Source organism: Kitasatospora sp. NPDC051914, assembly GCF_040680995.1.
GTDB lineage: Bacteria > Actinomycetota > Actinomycetes > Streptomycetales > Streptomycetaceae > Kitasatospora.
The window spans coordinates 71,005-85,218 of record NZ_JBFAXX010000024.1; the positions used below are offsets into that span (position 1 = coordinate 71,005).

At 73.5% G+C, this 14,214-nt stretch carries 17 protein-coding genes, 1 pseudogene and 1 riboswitch; of the genes and pseudogenes, 9 read left to right on the plus strand and 9 right to left on the minus strand.

The genetic code is table 11. The features are described from left to right. Positions 1-43: 43 nt before the first annotated feature. A riboswitch (FMN riboswitch) is annotated at positions 44-171 on the minus strand. Positions 172-485: 314 nt separating this feature from the next. The 3 genes from AB0M03_RS17800 (at position 486) to AB0M03_RS17810 (ending at position 2,614) form a co-directional block, all read left to right on the plus strand. Continuing rightward, the gene (locus AB0M03_RS17800) at positions 486-1,538 is read left to right on the plus strand and encodes a M4 family metallopeptidase (protein ID WP_363492465.1); all 1,053 of its coding nucleotides are present in this window, start codon (positions 486-488) and stop codon (positions 1,536-1,538) included. 79 nt (positions 1,539-1,617) lie between these two features. Beyond that, the gene (cutA, locus tag AB0M03_RS17805) at positions 1,618-1,941 is read left to right on the plus strand and encodes a divalent-cation tolerance protein CutA (protein WP_363492466.1); all 324 of its coding nucleotides are present in this window, start codon (positions 1,618-1,620) and stop codon (positions 1,939-1,941) included. Positions 1,942-2,044: 103 nt separating this feature from the next. Next, complete coding sequence (locus tag AB0M03_RS17810; protein ID WP_363492467.1) at positions 2,045-2,614, plus strand: dihydrofolate reductase family protein; 570 nt, start codon at positions 2,045-2,047, stop codon at positions 2,612-2,614. On the opposite strand, the gene AB0M03_RS17815 is transcribed toward AB0M03_RS17810, so the two are convergent. Genes AB0M03_RS17815 through AB0M03_RS17825 form a run of 3 tightly spaced genes read right to left on the minus strand, consistent with a single transcriptional unit; the run spans position 2,590 to position 4,267 of the window. Continuing rightward, positions 2,590-3,234, minus strand: a complete 645-nt coding sequence (locus AB0M03_RS17815; protein WP_363492468.1) for an HAD-IA family hydrolase — start codon at positions 3,232-3,234, stop codon at positions 2,590-2,592. The genes AB0M03_RS17810 and AB0M03_RS17815 overlap by 25 nt on opposite strands. Continuing rightward, positions 3,231-3,440 carry a DUF397 domain-containing protein gene (locus AB0M03_RS17820; protein WP_363492469.1) on the minus strand — a complete coding sequence of 70 codons (210 nt, stop codon included), beginning with the start codon at positions 3,438-3,440 and terminating at the stop codon, positions 3,231-3,233. Before AB0M03_RS17820 ends, AB0M03_RS17815 begins: the two co-directional genes overlap by 4 nt. After that, entirely contained in the window at positions 3,437-4,267 is an 831-nt protein-coding gene (locus tag AB0M03_RS17825) for a helix-turn-helix transcriptional regulator (protein WP_363492470.1), read from the minus strand. Before AB0M03_RS17825 ends, AB0M03_RS17820 begins: the two co-directional genes overlap by 4 nt. Before the next feature lie 126 nt (positions 4,268-4,393). Between AB0M03_RS17825 and AB0M03_RS17830 the strand changes: the two genes are divergently transcribed. Then, positions 4,394-5,047 (plus strand): ATP-binding protein, encoded by a 654-nt coding sequence (locus AB0M03_RS17830; RefSeq protein ID WP_363492471.1) that lies wholly within the window; start codon positions 4,394-4,396, stop codon positions 5,045-5,047. 104 nt (positions 5,048-5,151) lie between these two features. Beyond that, positions 5,152-5,817 (plus strand): MSMEG_1061 family FMN-dependent PPOX-type flavoprotein, encoded by a 666-nt coding sequence (locus tag AB0M03_RS17835; protein ID WP_363492472.1) that lies wholly within the window; start codon positions 5,152-5,154, stop codon positions 5,815-5,817. A 112-nt stretch (positions 5,818-5,929) separates the two neighbouring features. On the opposite strand, the gene AB0M03_RS17840 is transcribed toward AB0M03_RS17835, so the two are convergent. Together AB0M03_RS17840 and AB0M03_RS17845 are read right to left on the minus strand one after the other, a co-directional pair. Continuing rightward, positions 5,930-6,640 carry a Type 1 glutamine amidotransferase-like domain-containing protein gene (locus tag AB0M03_RS17840; protein ID WP_363492473.1) on the minus strand — a complete coding sequence of 237 codons (711 nt, stop codon included), beginning with the start codon at positions 6,638-6,640 and terminating at the stop codon, positions 5,930-5,932. A 160-nt stretch (positions 6,641-6,800) separates the two neighbouring features. Continuing rightward, a complete protein-coding gene (locus AB0M03_RS17845) occupies positions 6,801-7,274 on the minus strand; it encodes a MarR family winged helix-turn-helix transcriptional regulator (RefSeq protein WP_363492474.1) in 474 nt (157 codons plus the stop codon). Positions 7,275-7,363: 89 nt separating this feature from the next. Between AB0M03_RS17845 and AB0M03_RS17850 the strand changes: the two genes are divergently transcribed. Further along, on the plus strand, positions 7,364-8,194 hold the full coding sequence (locus tag AB0M03_RS17850; RefSeq protein WP_363492476.1) for an alpha/beta hydrolase: 831 nt from the start codon (positions 7,364-7,366) through the stop codon (positions 8,192-8,194). A 95-nt stretch (positions 8,195-8,289) separates the two neighbouring features. On the opposite strand, the gene AB0M03_RS17855 is transcribed toward AB0M03_RS17850, so the two are convergent. Then, the gene (locus AB0M03_RS17855) at positions 8,290-8,463 is read right to left on the minus strand and encodes a hypothetical protein (protein WP_363492477.1); all 174 of its coding nucleotides are present in this window, start codon (positions 8,461-8,463) and stop codon (positions 8,290-8,292) included. Positions 8,464-8,745: 282 nt separating this feature from the next. Here AB0M03_RS17855 and AB0M03_RS17860 point away from each other — a divergent pair, with 282 nt between their 5' ends. The 3 genes and pseudogenes from AB0M03_RS17860 (at position 8,746) to AB0M03_RS17870 (ending at position 10,115) form a co-directional block, all read left to right on the plus strand. Then, positions 8,746-9,615, plus strand: a complete 870-nt coding sequence (locus AB0M03_RS17860; protein WP_363492478.1) for a universal stress protein — start codon at positions 8,746-8,748, stop codon at positions 9,613-9,615. 115 nt (positions 9,616-9,730) lie between these two features. Next, a pseudogene (locus AB0M03_RS17865) lies at positions 9,731-9,868 on the plus strand (HPP family protein); the annotation flags it as partial. Positions 9,869-9,881: 13 nt separating this feature from the next. Continuing rightward, positions 9,882-10,115, plus strand: coding sequence for a hypothetical protein (locus AB0M03_RS17870; RefSeq protein WP_363492518.1), 234 nt, complete (start codon positions 9,882-9,884; stop codon positions 10,113-10,115). Positions 10,116-10,325: 210 nt separating this feature from the next. On the opposite strand, the gene AB0M03_RS17875 is transcribed toward AB0M03_RS17870, so the two are convergent. The 3 genes from AB0M03_RS17875 to AB0M03_RS17885 all read right to left on the minus strand — a co-directional run bounded on the left by AB0M03_RS17875 (position 10,326) and on the right by AB0M03_RS17885 (position 13,718). Continuing rightward, positions 10,326-11,480 carry a hypothetical protein gene (locus tag AB0M03_RS17875; protein WP_363492479.1) on the minus strand — a complete coding sequence of 385 codons (1,155 nt, stop codon included), beginning with the start codon at positions 11,478-11,480 and terminating at the stop codon, positions 10,326-10,328. Positions 11,481-11,800: 320 nt separating this feature from the next. Continuing rightward, complete coding sequence (locus tag AB0M03_RS17880; RefSeq protein ID WP_363492481.1) at positions 11,801-12,865, minus strand: S-adenosylmethionine:tRNA ribosyltransferase-isomerase; 1,065 nt, start codon at positions 12,863-12,865, stop codon at positions 11,801-11,803. A 1-nt stretch (position 12,866) separates the two neighbouring features. Further along, positions 12,867-13,718, minus strand: coding sequence for an SDR family oxidoreductase (locus AB0M03_RS17885; RefSeq protein WP_363492482.1), 852 nt, complete (start codon positions 13,716-13,718; stop codon positions 12,867-12,869). Between the last annotated feature and the right edge of the window lie 496 nt (positions 13,719-14,214).

A 14,214-nucleotide genomic window follows, 5' to 3' on the forward strand; every position in this document is an offset into this window, starting at 1 on the left:
ACTCACCACGACCCGTCGCCGGGACGTGGACCTGCTCGTCCGCCGCGCACGCCTCCCATCCGGACTTTAACCGTCGGTCCAGGAATTTCACCTGGTCAACCGGCCGCTGGCTGCGGACGGGTCGCGGACTGTAACCGCCGGTTCGGATTTTCACCGACCCCGGAGTGCGCTGAACGTCACTACTTCTGCCGTCATTCTGCCATGATCGGCCGCGTCGCAGCAGGGGGTGGGGCTGTGGTCTGTTTCACTCGGCGACCACCCGGTCACGGGAATAGACCGCCCGGCCGGCCGGGCCCGCTCCTCGCGCGGCTGTCGGGCCGTCAGGAGGCCCCGGCCGCCGGGTGGCGGAGGGAATGCGGCCGGTTTGCCCCACGACCGCAAGGTTTGCGGCCGGGTGCCGGGAAGTCCGGACGTTCTCGCCTCTGGCCATCGGTGCGGCCGTACGGAATGATCCCGCCACAACCCTCACCAGTTCTGGAGGAACCGTGCCCCGTTCCGCCCGCACACCCCGACTCGCGGTGGCCACCGCCGCCGCGATCGCCACCGCCGCCGGCCTCGGCGCCGTACCCGCGGCCGCGAAGACCGCTCCGGCCGCCGGTCCGGTGGGCCAGGTCTTCATGGTCAACCCGGTGCAGTCCACCGGCGACGAGAGCCTGACCGACGGCAAGGACGCCGCCACGGCCGTCCCGGCCTCGGCCTACGCCACGGTGGCGCTGCGGAACCTGGACGGCAGCGGCCACCTGTCCGGCCGCTGGGCGGTCGTCCGCTCGGAGACCGGCACGCCCGCCTCCTCCGCCACCGGCGACTTCCGCTACACCCGGGACGCCGACCAGTTCGAGCAGGTGATGGCGTACTTCTGGGTCAACGAGGCGCAGGAGTACCTGCAGGGCCTGGGCTTCGGCAGCGAACTGCCCGGCGCCAACGACCGGGCGCAGCCGGTGCGGATCAACCAGTGGGGTGCGGACAACTCCTTCTTCACCGACAAGAAGGACGAGATCCGCTTCGGCAAGGGCGGCGTGGACGACGCCGAGGACGCCGAGGTGATCGTCCACGAGTACGGGCACGCCGTGCACGAGGCCCAGGTGCCCGGCTTCGGCACCTCCCCGGAGGCGGGGGCGATCGGCGAGGCGTTCGGCGACTACCTGGCGGTGGCGGTGGGAGCCGCCGCCGACGCCAAGTACGGCTGGGCCTCGCTCGCCCCGGAGGCGTGCGTGGCGGACTGGGACTCCACCGGCTACAGCGCCGGCCCGGTGCACTGCCTGCGACGCCTGGACACCGGCAAGGTGTACGGCGACAAGGTCGGCGAGGTGCACGCCGACGGCGAGATCTGGTCGCAGGCGCTGTACGACATCCGCAAGGCGCTCGGCGCCCGCACCGCCGACCGGATCATCGTGAACGCCCAGTTCTCCTTCGCCCCCGACACCTCCTTCTCCGCGGCCGCCCTGGCGACCGTGGACACCGCCCGCCGGATGTACGGCGCGGGGGCTGCGGACACGGTGCGGCAGGCCTTCGCGGCCCGGCAGATCCCCGGCCTCTGACCGGTAGGGCCCCCGGGCGTTCCGGACGGGGCCCTCGGGCGTTCCCGACGGGGCGCCCGGGGGCCCTAGGCTCGTCGGCATGACGAGCGGTGACGTCCTGGTGGTGACGACGACCCACGATGCCGAGGAGAAGGCCCGGGAGCTGGCCGGGCTGGTGGTGCGGGAGCGGTTGGCCGCCTGTGCGCAGGTGTACCCGGTGGCTTCGGTGTACTGGTGGGACGGCGAGGTGCAGTCGGGGCCCGAGTGGCGGATCGACTTCAAGACCCGGGCGGATCTCGCCGACCGGCTGACGGCCTTCGTCCGCGAGCACCACGGCTACGAGACGCCCGAGGTGGTCGCCGTGCCCGTGGTGGCCGGCTCGGACGCGTACCTGGCATGGGTGGCCGCGGAGACCGCCCGCTGAGGCCGGCCGTCCGCGCCCTGACACGCCGTCGGCTCCTTCGGCCGGGGCCGGCCGGCGCTGTGCCAGCATGGGGGCGACGGGCGTCCGGAGCCGGGAGTGCACCATGCGGAAGATCGTCCTGATGATGTCGGTGTCCCTCGACGGGTACATCGAGGGGCCCGGCCGGCGGATCGACTGGCACCGGGTCGACGACGAACTCCACCAGCACATGAACGACGTGCTCAGGGAGATGGGCGGCTTCCTCCACGGCCGCGTCGTGTACGAGCTGATGGCCGACGCCTGGCCCACCGCGGACGCCGACCCCGACAACGCCGGCCCGGTGGCCGAGTTCGCGGGCATCTGGCGGGACAAACCGAAGATCGTCTACTCGCGGACCCTCGCAAAGGCCGACTGGAACACCACGATCGTGCGGGACGTCGTGCCGGCGGAGGTCGAGGCGCTCAAGGCCGCACCGGGCGGGGACCTCGCGCTCGGCGGCGCGGACCTCGCCGCCTCCTTCCTGAAGCACGACCTGGTCGACGAGTACCGGGTCTACGTCCACCCCGTCCTGATCGGCGAGGGCAAGTCGCTCTTCCCGCCCGCCGCGGCGGACCGCCCGCTGCACCTCATCGGGACCCGCACCTTCGGCAACGGCGTCGTCCTGCTGCACTACGGGCGTCCCGCGGCCTCCTGAGCCAGGCCGGAAGGTCGGCCGACAACCTCCAGGACGGCCCGCAGGTCGGCCGGGGTGCGGTAGTGCAGGCCGGTCATGCCGAGGGCGGTCGCGGCATCGACGTTCGCCGCACTGTCGTCGACGAAGAGGCAGCGCTCGGGCGGCACTCCGGCCCGCGCGGCGGCGGCCTCGTAGATCCGGCGGTCCGGCTTGGCGGCACCGACCTCGGAGCTGTTCACCACGGCGTCGGCGAGGCCGGTGAGGCCCTGCCGGGCGAGGTCCTCGTCCAGCCAGACGGTGGCATTGGTGACGATCAGGACCGGGCCGCTGCTGCGCGCGGCACGGAGCAGGCCGACGACCTCGGCGTCCACCGAGACCGGTGAGTCGGAGAACGCTGTGGCCAGGGCGCGGGCCTCCTCCGGCGGGACCCGGTCGGCGAGTCCGGCCGCGATGGCGTCCCGCCACTGCGGGCGGGTGAGCCGGCCGAGGACGAGCGGCGCGAGCACGCCGGGGGCGAAGGCGGTACCGGCGGTGCTGCCCACGGGAAGCCCTGCGGCGCGTTCCAGGCGGGCGACCTCGGCGTGGTCGAAGAAGCGGACCACCCCGTCCAGGTCGCACAGGACGGCGTCGAAGGACGTCACTCGAAGTCCCCCGATCTGACCCCGTCGAGGAACGCCCGCCAGGCCTCGGTGCTGAACACCAGCGCGGGCCCGGACGGGTCCTTGCTGTCCCGGACGGGGACGACGCCGTCGAGACCGCCGGCGACCTCGACGCAGTCGCCGCCCGTACCGCCGCTGAAGCTCGACTTCCGCCAGATCGCGGCCGACAGATCGGGTGTGTTGCTCACGCCTCGTACCCCTTCTCGATCGCCGCTTCGATCACGGCCAGTGACGCGCTCGGCGGCAGGGCGTCGGCCTGGAGGTGATCGTACGCCAAGACACAGAGCGCCAGATCGCTCGAATTCTCGATGACCTGGCCGAAGTTCGGGCCTTCGACATAGGCGACGTCGGGCCCCTCGGCGAACGACAGCAGGGTCAGCGGGCCCTCCACCGAGGTGTGCTCGCCGCTCGCGAAGGGCAGCACCTGGACGACCACCCGCGGGTGCTGCGCACACTCCAGCAACCGGACCATCTGTTGCCTCATCACCTCCGGCCCGCCCACCGGCCGGCGCAGGACCGCCTCGTCCAGGACCACCCACAGGTACGGGCGGTCCGGGCCGTCGAGGATGGCCTGCCGGCCGAGCCGCGCGGCGACCCCCGCCTCGACCCGTTCCTCGCTCTCGCCGACCAGCCCCTTGCGCAGCAGCGCCCGCGCGTAGTCCTCGGTCTGCAGCAGGCCGGGCACGGTCTGGGCCTGGTACTTGCGGATGGAGGTGGCCGTCGCCTCCAGCTCGACGAACCCGCGGAACCACGGCGGGAACACGGCACGGTTCAGCAGCGGCCAGATCCGCGCCAGGGCGCCGTCCGTACCGAGGGCGGCGTCGCAGCGCTCGGTGAACTCGAGGGACGGCTTGCGCCTGGCCGTCTCGATCAGGCCCACCAGGGAGCCCGTGTAGTTGATGACCTCGCCGAGCCGGTCCTGCGTCAGCCCGGAGGCCTCGCGCAAGCGGCGGAGCTCCGACCCGAAGAAGCCGAGCACGGACGACGAAGGGTCCAGGTCACGTGTCGAAGCCAACTGCGTCTCCCCCGGCCTACAGCGCCCACTGTTGAGCGCCGAGCACTACCGAGCGTATCCCCGGTCGTTGATTCTTGTGACGGACTGCGCAGATCGCGCCGGTCCGTGACCTGATGGAGCCCTTGCATGCACGACGTCCCGGCCCGTCCGCCGGCCGACCGGCCGCCGCCGGCCACCGGCAGTACGCCCGACGCCCGCTGCGCCGACGGCCCGGGCGACCCGGACGGCCCGGATGGTTGGGACGGCTTCGGCGGGCGGTACGACTTCTGGATTCCCGCGCAGCGGGCGTCGGTGCGCGAGGCGCGGCGGCGGCTGCGCGACCTGATGACCGTCTGGGAGCCCTGGGACGCGGACACCGCCGCGCACTTCACCGACAGCGGCTGCCTGGTGCTGTCCGAACTCGTCACCAACGCCGTCGTGCACGCCCACGGCCGCGCCGGCGGACGGGTGCACATCCGCGTCCGGTACGGGCCGCCGGGGCTGCAGGTGGAGGTCTCCGACCCGGGCGGCGGGGCCGTACCGGGCGGCGGGCGCGGACAGGACGGCGGGAGGGCGCAGGACGGCGGGAGGGGCGGCTGGCGCGGGCCGGGCGGTGAGCACGGGCAGGACGGTCGGCGCGGGCCGGGCGGTGCGTCCCGGATCTCCGAGGAGTTCCCGGAGGGCGGGCGGGGTCTGGAGATCGTCAACGCCCTTGCCGTGTCCTGGGGGTGGCGTCCCCGGGTGGGCCGACCGGGCAGAACCGTGTGGGCGCTGGTCGCCCCGCTCGGCATCGCCGGCTGACCGTCCGGCCTGCGGGACGGGCCTCGGCCCATCACGCCCGTGCGGCGGGCGTGGGCGGAAATTGCCGTTCCCCGGCGGCCGGTGCTCGGCTAGATTTCCACCATGTGATCACACAACCCGCGGCGTCCGGCCGCATCTTCGACGCCCTGCAGTCCGCCGCCCTCCGGGAGGTGTCCGAGCTGCGCGAGGTGTACGAGCAGCCCGGCGACCACGCCCGCCGCAAGCAGGTGGACCGGATTCACGACGTGGCACGGCAGTTGATCGGCTGCTCGTCGCTGGTGATGGTGGCGAGCACGGGCGCCGACGGCCGGTGCGACGTATCGCCGCGCGGCGGCCCGGCCGGGTTCGTGGCGGTGCTGGACGAGCGGACGCTCGCCGTCCCGGACGCCACCGGCAACAAGCGCCTGGACAGCCTGCAGAACATCATCGAGACCGGCCGGGTCGGCCTGCTGTTCGTGGTGCCCGGCCGGGACACCACCCTGCGGGTCAACGGCCGCGCCTGCATCTCCACCGACCAGCGGCTGCTCGCGCAGCTGACGGCGGTGGGCAAGCCGCCGCGGAGCGCGATCGTGGTCGAGGTGGAGGAGGTGTACGGGCACTGCCCCAAGGCCTTCCTGCGCGGCTTCGCCTGGAAGCCGGAACAGTGGCTCGCCAGGGACGCCCAGCCGACCTCCGCCCAGGTCACCCTCTCCCACCTGCAGGACCCGGAGCTGACGATCGAGCAGATCGAGCAGGCGGAGCGGGAGGCACTGCTCCACCGCTACGAGTGAGCCGGCCGGCCCCCGGCGGCGGTGTGCTGCCGGGGGCTCGCACGGTGGCGTGCGGCGGGGCCCGCTGCGGTGTGCCGCCGGGTGCGCCGGTGCGGTCACAGCGGCGGTGCGGTCACAGCGGCAGTTCGGCCCCGGCCCGGTGGGAGCGCACCTCGACGCCGCCGTCCGCGGCCGGGCGGACGACATGGACTCGGCCGGCGCCGCGCACCCGTGCCGTCGTGCCGTCCACGGCGAGGGCGGTGTTCTCGTCGATCGCCAGGCCGTGCGACACCGAGCCGCGGGCGACCGCCTCGACCAGTCGGCCGAGGGTGCCCCACTGGGCGGCGTGGATGTCGACCGCCGGCACCAGCAGCCCGAGCCCGTCGCGGACCTCGATCTCCTCCAGGTCCTCCGCGGTCTCCTCCGGGCACACCGGCACCCCGTCGGACAGCCAGCCGCCGACCACTGCACGCTGCGCCGCGATCGCGGCACCGGCCGAGAAGCCCGCATAGGGCAGCGGCCGTTCGGCGAGCCGGCGGCCGAGCGGTCCGGCCAGGGCCGCCGCGTACCCGGGCGTGAGCCCGCCACCGACGAACACGGCGTCCGCGCCGTCCAGCGCGGCCGACTCGAAGACAGCGCCGGGCGGCACGGGCACGGCGCGCGGCCGGCAGGGCGCGGCCGCACCGAGCGCGGCCGACCAGCGCTCGAACTGCTCCGGCACGTCCCCCTCGTCGAGCAGCAGGCAGGCCACCTCCGGGTTCGGCCCGGCCTCGGCCAGGAACGGCCCGTACAGCTCGGCGTACCACTTCTCGTCCCGGCCGCCACCGACCAGATGGATCGTCATCGCTCCCCCTCTTCGTTGTGCATCCGGGGCACGCTAGAGCGCCCGGCGCACCGGCAGCCAGCAGTTTTCCGTGCTGGGTGTCGGGGTGCGGTGCTGGGTGGCGGGGGACGGCGCCCGGCGGGGCCGGGTGGCGGGGTGGGGGTGCGGTGCGGTGCGACGGTCAGTTGACGTCGACGTCGTCGAAGAGTTCGAGCATCCGGGCGAGCACCTTGACGCAGGTCGCCACGTCCGCATCGGTGAGGTCGCCGCCGATCTGGCGCAGCAGGGCGTGCTCGCGGTCGGTGACCGCGGTGATGGCGGCGGTGCCCTCGCCGGTCAGCCGGATCAGCGAGGAACGCTGGTGCGCCGGGTTGGGGATGGTCTCGACGAGGTGTCGGGCTGCGGCGTCGTTGACCATGCGCTGGACGAACTGGCGGCTGAGTGCCTGGGCGCGGCCCATCTGCGGGACGGTCATCGGGCCGTGCTCGCGGAGCAGTTCGAGGACGGCGCGCACGCCGACGGAGAGTCCCTGGAGGGGCGCGTCCTGTTCGACCTTGCGCTGCACCCTCCGGTAGAGCGGGCCCACCAGGGCGAAGACCTCCATGAGTCGGGGGCCGAGGTCGTCGGGCGGCAGTGGGGCTTCGGTTTCGGTCACGCGGCCATGATGACACCTCGGGTGCCATCTCACAGCGAAAGATGACAACCCAGTTGTCACATCTTGAAGAATATGGCACCTTGGTTGTCATGACTGACGCCTCGGGTATCACCACCTTTGCTTCTGCCGACGGTCTCCTCGCCTACCGCGAGACCGGCACCGGCCGACCGGTCGTCCTGCTGCACGCCGGCTTGACCGACCACACGATGTTCGACGAGCTGGTGCCCGCCCTCGCCCGCCACCACCGCGTGATCACGCCGGACGCCCGCGGCCACGGCTGGTCCGCCAATGCGAGCAAGCCCTTCCGGCAGACCGACGACCTCGCCGACCTGCTCCGCCACCTCGGCACCGGACCGGCCGTCCTGGTCGGCGTGTCGATGGGGGCGAACATCGCGGTCGACACCGCCCTGGAGCACCCCGACCTGGTGAGCGCCGTGGTGGTCAGCGGCGGCGGCACCGGACTGCCCGAGTTCCACGACCCCTGGCTGCTGGAGCTGGAGGCGGCGAAGGCCGCGTCGATGGCTGCCGGCGACATCCCCGGCTGGGTGGACTGCTTCGCGCTCATCGCGGCCGGGCCGCACCGCGCCATCGAGGACGTCGACCCGGACGTCGTGCGCCGGGTGAAGGCGATGGCCTGGCGCACCCTCTCCAAGCACACCCCGGACGAGCAGGACCACACCGTGGCCGTGCCCGACACGGCGGCGCGCGCCAAGGAGATCCCCGTCCCGGTGCTGGCCCTGAACGGCGCCCTGGATTCGCCCGACCTCATCGCCGTCGCGGAGAACCTGGCCCGCGCCGTCCCCGACGGCCGGATCACGGCCCTCGAGAACGCCGCCCACTTCCCGAACATGGATCAGCCGGGGGCATTCCTCCGGGCCGTCGAGGAGTTCCTGCAGGAGCTCGGGGCCGACGAGCAGTAACCGGGCGGGCCGGGGGCCGGCCTGCCCGGGTGTGTGCTCGGGCAAGGGTCTGCGGCGCAGGTCGGGTGCCGTCCTGTTCGCGCAGGGCGGCTGCCCTATTCGTTCAGGTCGGCGCCGCAGCGCGGGCACCGCTCAGGTCGCCGAGCCTCCAGCACCGCGTCGCAGGACGGGCAGAGCATCGCCAGCAGGCAGGCCGGCTCCCCGCCCTGCTCCTCCGCGGCGCGGCTGGCCTCGGCGGGGTTGCCCCGGCCCATCGGCTCCTCGTCCATGCCGACAGGCTAGCCGCTGCCCGTTCGCCGGTGACAGGGCGTGGCCGATCGGCGGTGACAGGGCGTGGCGGCGTGCGCAATCCCTGAGGTGGTGGTGTCCTGGAAGGGACGGGAAGGGCCCCAGGAAGACGCGGGGTAGCGGCCAAAACCGTGCACCGCGCAATCAGGATCCGCGAGAAGCGGGTAGCCCCTTCCCGTCGCCGCATGTCGGCACGCCGCACGGCGGGGCCAGGCGCCGGGCCGCCCGCCGAAGTTCCTGCTCGGGGCGCCCCTGGAGGAGCCATGACGTCACCCGTCGGAAGCCGCCCGATCGTGGTCGGCGTCGACGCGGACGCCCCCGCCTCACCGGCGCTCGCCTGGGCCGCCGACGAGGCCGTCCGCCGGGGCCTGCCGCTGCGGCTGGTGCACGCGGTCCCGCCGACCGGTCGGAACGTGCGCGGCTTCGACGAGGGCCAGTACCGGGTGGCCCTCCACGAGGCCGGCGAGGCTGCACTCGGCGAGGCCCGGCTGGCGATCGAGGAGCGGTACTCGGGGCTCGACGTCAGCGTCGTCCTCGCCGACGGCCAGCCCGGACAGGTGCTGTGCCGCCGTGCCGCCAACGCCGAGATGATCGTGCTGGGCTCGCGCGGGCTCTCCCGGCTCGAGGAGATTCTGAGCACCTACTCGGTCACCGTGCCGGTCACCGCCCAGGCCACCTGTCCGGTCGTGGTCGTCCGCGAAACGGAGCACACCGCCCAGGACCCGCTCTTCCTGGTGGTCGGCGTCGACGGCAGCGGCGGCTCCGCGGCCGCCATCGACCACGCCTTCGACTCCGCCGAGCGGCGCGGCGCCGAACTGCACGCCGTCTGGGTGTGGCACGCGCCCACCATCCTGCCGATCGACAAGGAGACCGCCCTGCAGGAGATCCGGCGGCAGCTCCACGCGGCCACTGCCGGGCGCACCGCCCTTCACCCGGACGTCCGGGTCACCCACCACGTGGTCACCGGGCACCCCGTGGAGGAGCTCGCCAAGGCCTCCGAGCACGCGCTGGCACTGATCGTCGGCCGGCGCGGCCACGGCGGCTTCACCGGGCTGCGTCTCGGCTCCGTCCCGCACGGGCTGCTGCGCCGTGCCATCTGCCCGCTCGTCACGGTGCCTGCCGAATCCGAGTGAACCGGATCAAGCGGCTGCAGGACCGCTTCGCCCTCCCCCAGCTCATCGAGACCCACGACCCAGCCTCGTCAAAGCCTGCTACTCGGCGGTCAACTCCTTCCTGTCCGTCGCCGTCATGGCCCTTGTCGCCCACTTCACCCACGAACCCTTCCTGTTCCCCTCCCTCGGGCCGACCGCGTTCCTGCTCTTCTACACACCGCTCGCGCCGACCGCCTCGCCGCGCAACACGGTGTACGGGCACCTCATCGGCGCCCTGTCCGGGCTTCGTGGCGCTCGCCGCCACCGGGCTGCTGGACGTGCTGCCGGACCTCACCGACATCACCTGGGCACGACTGGCCGCCGCCGCGATCGCCCTGGGTCTGGCCTGCGGGCTGATGCCGCTGCTCGGCACCGCCCGCCCGCCGGCCGCAGCCACCACCCTCATCGTCGCCATGGGCCTGCTGCGCACCCCCGCCCAACTGGCGGTGGTGATGCTCGCCGTGGTGCTCCTCGTCCTCTAGGGCCTGGCGGTCAACCGCCTCGCCGGCCTCCCGTACCCGTTGTGGCGGGCCAGGAGCTGACGCACGCAGGGGCGGGAGCTTCGGCCCTGGGGCTCGGCGCCGGGAGGCGGAACGCGGCGGCGCAGGGAAGCAGGACACGGCCGTGGTGCGGCAGGGCAGTGCCTCAGCAGGGGCGGCGGCTCAGTGGGGGCAATGGGTAGGGGCGATGGCTCAGCAGTCGTGCATCGCCTCACTTCCGGTCAGTGCTTCGGCCTGCTTCAGAGTCCGTGCCGCTGCGTCGGTGTCGCCCGCACGCCGCTGGTGGGCCGCCAGGTCGGTCAGTGCGGCAGCCCGTTGCCCGGGATCGTCCTGGAGCGAGGCGAAGAGCCACCGCGCCCGGGCGGCCTGCGGATGATCGCCGAGTGCCGCGAACTCAACCACGAGTCCGTCCAGCAGCGATGCGTCGCGCGGACCTGCGTCGTCGAGCAGGCGGATCAGCGCGGCACGGGCGAGCTCGGTGCGGCCCTGACGTCGGGCCAGTGCGGCCCAGGTCAACGGAGGCTCGGCGGACGGCTCCCGGCCGTCCTGGGCAGCCTCGTACACGGGCTCGTACTCAGGCTCGCACCCGGGCTCGTGCTCGTGCTCGGGCCGGGGGCTCTCCCCCAGCAGTGCGCGCAGCATCGACGTGTCGTCCGGGTTCAGGTCGTACCGGGCGGCCCACAGGACGCCTTCTCGCCTTGCAGGATCAGCGGCAACCGTGGCAATCAGTGTCCGATCGGCGCGCAGCGCCGCGAGGTCGGCCTGGCCCGGGGCGAGGACGGTCTGCCACAGCGGCGGACGCGGCAGGCCGTCCAGCAGCCCGTGGGCCAGGCCTTCCTGCGAGTTCAGCAGCAGGAAGTCGGGCTCGGTGCGCAGCAGGGCGCGGTGCAGGCGGCGGACGAGAACGGGCGCCGGCAGCTCGCGCAGACCGAGGGCGGCGAGGAGCCGGCTGCGGTCCGCATCGAGTTCGGGGCCGTAGAACTCGGAGAGCTCCTCCTCGGCCTCGGTGACGGCTGCGGTGAGCGTGTCGTCGTCGGCGTCCGGCGGGATGTGGTGCAGCAGGTCGTGCCAGCAGGGCAGGCCGATCAGCGTTTCGAGCGCCTCGTCGATGCTGTCGCCGATCAGCCCTGCCGAGCCGTCGGAGGAGGCGTAGAGCACCTGACCGCCTTCGCAGTGGAAGTACGTACCGCCGGTGTCGTCGCCGGCCCACGCCTCGGTCGGGACGCCGGAGGCCAGGTGGACGGCCTCCAGGTGGTCGGCCCGGTCGAGGTCGACGTTGAAGGGGTACGCGGCGAGTTCGGCCAGGTCGGGGCTGGTGCGGAGCGTCTCGAGGGCGTGGCTGTTCATGTCCGGGGCTCGCAATCTGCTCGATCCGGTGGCGGTCGAGCGACACCGTAGTGGCCCGGTACGACCACGACGGCTGCCTGTGGACAACTCAGGAGGGGCGCGAGGTTTTCCACAGGCCGACGCCGGGTTGCGCCCGGCACCCGGGTGCGGGTCTACCGTCCGCAGGGAGGTCGCCGGTGCCCACCTGGCCGTGACGACGCACACCGGACGGCGACCGTGAGGAGGTCGGGCCGATGACCCGGGTACTGGAGGAATGCACGCTGCCGTCGGGGCCGTGCCGAAGGCCGGCGTCGCCCGGGGCTGTTCGCCGGGCGTCCGGGTCACCGGGCCAGCAGCAGGTTGACGTCGCCGAACTCGTGCCACAGGTAGCGGTGTTCGAGGGCTTCGGCGTAGCACCGGGCCAGCAGGGGGCGGCCTGCGACGGCTTCCAGCATGAGCAGGTGGGACGCGAGGGGTTCGTGCAGGCCGGTGAGCAGGCCGTCGACGGTGCGGACGCCGCGCTCCGGGGTGATGACCAGGTCGGTCCAGCCGTCGGCGGCACGGACGCGCCCGTCCGGGCCGGTGGCGGATTCGAGTGCGCGGACGGCCGTGGTGCCGACGGCGATCACCCGGCCGCCGTCCGAGCGGACGTGCTCGACCAGGCGGGCGGTGGCTTCCGGGATGCTGAACCGCTCGGCGTACGGGGCCTCGTGCGCCTCCGGGGAGGCAACCCCGGTGTGCAGGGTGATCGGGGCGATCAGGATGCCGCGGGAGACCAGGCGGGCCACCGTGTCGGTGGTGAACGGGCGTGCCGCGCTGGGCATTTCGCTGCTGCCGGGCACCGCCGCGAAGACCGTCTGGTAGGCCTCGATCGGCCAGTCCCGGTCGACGTAGCTGTACCGGATGGCGCGCCCGTAGCGGGCGAGGTAGCCGGTGAGTTCGCCGGGCAGGGTGAGTTCGGCGTGCCAGAGGCGCGGGGTGAAGGGCTCGGTGAGTTCGGCAATTGCGCCGCCGGGGAGAGCGATCCGCAGTCCGGGGCCGGCGGGCGAGGTGCCGGGCGCCCAAGGGGCGGTGGCGCCCTCGGTGGGCCGACGCAGTTCGACGAGGTGGTGGCCTCGCGGGTCGGGCTGTGCGGAGGACAGGTGCAGGACGACGGACGTGCCGTCGCGGAGGGTGCCGTTGAGTGCAGCGGGCAGGGTGGCGGAGTTGTTGACGACCAGCAGGTCGCCGGGGTTCAGGAGGTCGGGCAGGTCGGTGAAGCGGTGGTGGGAGGCGGTGGTGCCCTGCCGTCGGCCGACCAGGAGGCGGACGCCGTCGCGGCCCAGTCCGCGCGCCTCGGCGGGGGCGCGGGCGGAGAGTTCGGGCGGGACGGTGAAGTCGTAGCCGGTGTCCACGGCGGTCGTCATCTCACTCACCGGCCGGGTCCGGGGCGGCGTCGGCCGAAACCGTGGTGGCGTCTGCGGGCGTCTCCGCCCGGTCGCCGGGTGCGGCGGCGGACGGCTCTGCCGGCAGGTCTGCGGCCCGGTAGCGACCGCCGGCCGGCCTGTCGCGGAGCAGGCCGAGCAGTGCCGGGACGACGGTGGCGGGCAGCGGCCGGTCGGAGATGTCCTCGCCGGGGAAAGCCTCCTGATGCATCCGGGTGCGCATGTCGCCGGGGTCGACAGCCCAGACGGCGATGTCGGGTTCCTCTGCCCCGAGCACTGCCGAGGCGTGGTCCAGGGCGGCCTTGGACGCGCCGTATCCGCCCCAGCCGGCGTAGGCCTCGACGGCGGCGTCGGAGCTGATGTTGAGCACGGCGCCGTGGTGGGCACGCAGCTGCGGCAGGAGCAGTTGTGTGAGCGCGATCGGGCCGAGGACGTTGACCTCGAAGGTCTCCAGCAGCCCGGGGAGCGGGAAGTCCGCGAGGGTCGGCAGCGGGGCGCCCGCCAGGTCGTAACCGGTGAGAGTGGAGGCGTTGTTGACCAGGAGCGAGGCGCCGCCGAGCGCGGCTGCAGCCTCGGCGAGGAGCTCGCGGTGGTCGTCGTCCACGACGGAGCCGGCCGGGGCGGCGACCTTGGTGACGGCGGCGAGTTCGGACTCGGCGGCGGCGAGCTCGGCGGCGTTGCGGGCGGTGATCACCAGCTGCCAACCGTCCCGGGCGAGCGCACGGGCGAGTTCCAGGCCGAGGCCACGAGAGGCTCCGGTGACGACGGCGACGGGCTGGGCGGGCTGGGTCTGCGGGGTGCCGGTGGTGGCTGTCGGCGCAGCGGCGGTGTCCATGGCTTCACTCTCGCCCCGCACCAGGCCCGGCCGGATCGGCCGCCGGCCCGGGTGCCCCGGGGTCCTTGGGCCTACGGCCACGGTCGTAGGGCGGTGAATGTTGGGCGGTGAAGCTTGGACGGTGGCATGCGGCGATGGGCGTTCGGCATCGGGGTTGCGGAACGTTCGGCCGCCGTGGCCTGTCCCGGGTGCTCCTCCGAGCGTGAGCTTCGAGCGTGGGCTGCGGGCGAGGGCTCCGGGCACGGCGGGCCGGACACCGACGCTGCGGGCTGGCGACAGGTACGCGAGCAGCAGCGATACGCAGCGGCAAGGCTGCCGACGCGGAGGCCCGAGAAAATGCTTCGCCTGGCACCCTGTCCGGCCGCTGCGCCGGACCTGGACCTCAGCCGCGTCCGTCGGGAGACACCCGGCAGGTGCTGCGGTGTGCTTCGCCCGCACCGAGTACGACCGTCGCCTCGGCGCACCACAGGCGGCCCTGCGGCTGTGCGGGTCGGGC

What these genes read in the sequence shown, in the direction of transcription:
- AB0M03_RS17885 (WP_363492482.1), bottom strand. Translation starts at nt 13,718, where the DNA reads ATGGACACCGCCGCTGCGCCGACAGCCACCACCGGCACCCCGCAGACC.
- AB0M03_RS17880 (WP_363492481.1), bottom strand. Translation starts at nt 12,865, where the DNA reads ATGACGACCGCCGTGGACACCGGCTACGACTTCACCGTCCCGCCCGAA.
- AB0M03_RS17855 (WP_363492477.1), bottom strand. Translation starts at nt 8,463, where the DNA reads ATGGACGAGGAGCCGATGGGCCGGGGCAACCCCGCCGAGGCCAGCCGC.
- AB0M03_RS17810 (WP_363492467.1), top strand. Translation starts at nt 2,045, where the DNA reads ATGCGGAAGATCGTCCTGATGATGTCGGTGTCCCTCGACGGGTACATC.
- AB0M03_RS17850 (WP_363492476.1), top strand. Translation starts at nt 7,364, where the DNA reads ATGACTGACGCCTCGGGTATCACCACCTTTGCTTCTGCCGACGGTCTC.
- AB0M03_RS17840 (WP_363492473.1), bottom strand. Translation starts at nt 6,640, where the DNA reads ATGACGATCCATCTGGTCGGTGGCGGCCGGGACGAGAAGTGGTACGCC.
- AB0M03_RS17860 (WP_363492478.1), top strand. Translation starts at nt 8,746, where the DNA reads ATGACGTCACCCGTCGGAAGCCGCCCGATCGTGGTCGGCGTCGACGCG.
- AB0M03_RS17875 (WP_363492479.1), bottom strand. Translation starts at nt 11,480, where the DNA reads ATGAACAGCCACGCCCTCGAGACGCTCCGCACCAGCCCCGACCTGGCC.
- AB0M03_RS17830 (WP_363492471.1), top strand. Translation starts at nt 4,394, where the DNA reads ATGCACGACGTCCCGGCCCGTCCGCCGGCCGACCGGCCGCCGCCGGCC.
- cutA (WP_363492466.1), top strand. Translation starts at nt 1,618, where the DNA reads ATGACGAGCGGTGACGTCCTGGTGGTGACGACGACCCACGATGCCGAG.